1 protein-coding gene is annotated in these 1,326 nt (G+C 36.3%); it reads right to left on the reverse strand.

Annotated features, from left to right (window positions below; genetic code table 11):
• Nucleotides 1-51 precede the first annotated feature (51 nt).
• Nucleotides 52-1,224 carry an IS256-like element IS256 family transposase gene (locus HUO09_RS21720; protein WP_000195429.1) on the reverse strand — a complete coding sequence of 391 codons (1,173 nt, stop codon included), beginning with the start codon at nucleotides 1,222-1,224 and terminating at the stop codon, nucleotides 52-54.
• Between the last annotated feature and the right edge of the window lie 102 nt (nucleotides 1,225-1,326).

Consider the following 1,326-nt stretch of genomic DNA (forward strand, 5'->3'; position numbering starts at 1 on the left):
AAGTCAAGTCCAGACTCCTGTGTAAAATGCTATACAATGTTTTTACCATTTCTACTTATCAAAATTGATGTATTTTCTTGAAGAATAAATCCATTCATCATGTAGGTCCATAAGAACGGCTCCAATTAAGCGATTGGCTGATGTTTGATTGGGGAAGATGCGAATAATCTTTTCTCTTCTGCGTACTTCTTGATTCAGTCGTTCAATTAGATTGGTACTCTTTAGTCGATTGTGGGAATTTCCTTGTACGGTATATTGAAAGGCGTCTTCGAATCCATCATCCAATGATGCGCAAGCTTTTGAATATTTTGGTTGATCGATATAATCATGAATCAATCGATTTTTAGCCTCACGCGCTAAGTTAATATCTGTGAACTTAAAAATTCCTTTAACAGCTTCTCTGAAAGATTTTGAATTTTTTTTAGGAATGGTGGTAAAGATATTTCTTAGGAAGTGAACTTGGCATCTTTGCCAACTTACGTTGGTGAAGGATTTTCTAATGGCAGAGACTAATCCTTTGTGCGCATCAGAAATAACGAGTTCCGTACCTTGTAAACCGCGTTCTTTTAGGTATTCAAAAAATGTTGTCCAGGTCTCTTCGCTTTCGCCACTTTGAATCATGAAGCCGATAATTTCACGGTCGCCATCTTTGGTTATTCCAATCGCTATATGACAGCTTTTTGAGAGTACTCGATTTTCTTCTCGTACTTTTATATAGAGTACATCGGTCATTAAGTAAGGATAATTTTTTTCTGATAATAAACGATTCTGCCACTCGTTAACCATAGGTTCTAGCTGTTCTGTTAAGCTAGAAACGAAGGACTTAGAGACGGATTTACCACAAAGTTCTTCCACAATTTTTGATACTTTACGAGTTGAAACGCCTGATACATACATTTCCAACATTGAAGCCATGAGGGCTTTTTCGTTTCGTTGATAACGTTCAAACACTGTGGGTGAAAAATGGCCATCACGTGTTCTGGGTACTTTTAATTCTAGCGTGCCTACACGTGTCGTAAAGCTGCGCTCATAATAGCCATTTCGTTGACTTTGTCGGTTTTCTGTTCGTTCATATTCTTTTGCTTGAATATATTCTGTTCGTTGATTTTCCATTAGTTGATTAAATACCGTTGTTAAAATATTTTTAGAAACGTCATCCTTTACAGAATATTCAATAATGCTTTGAATCTCTTCGCTTTTCAGTGTAAAATGTACTTGGGTCATGTAAAAGTCCTCCTGGGTATGTTTTTGTCGTTAAAAACATTGTACCGTAAAAGGACTGTTATATGGCCTTTTTACTTTTACACAATTATACGGACTTTATCC

Origin of the sequence: Vibrio sp. Y2-5 (assembly GCF_014596725.1) — a bacterium.
Taxonomy (GTDB): domain Bacteria; phylum Pseudomonadota; class Gammaproteobacteria; order Enterobacterales; family Vibrionaceae; genus Vibrio.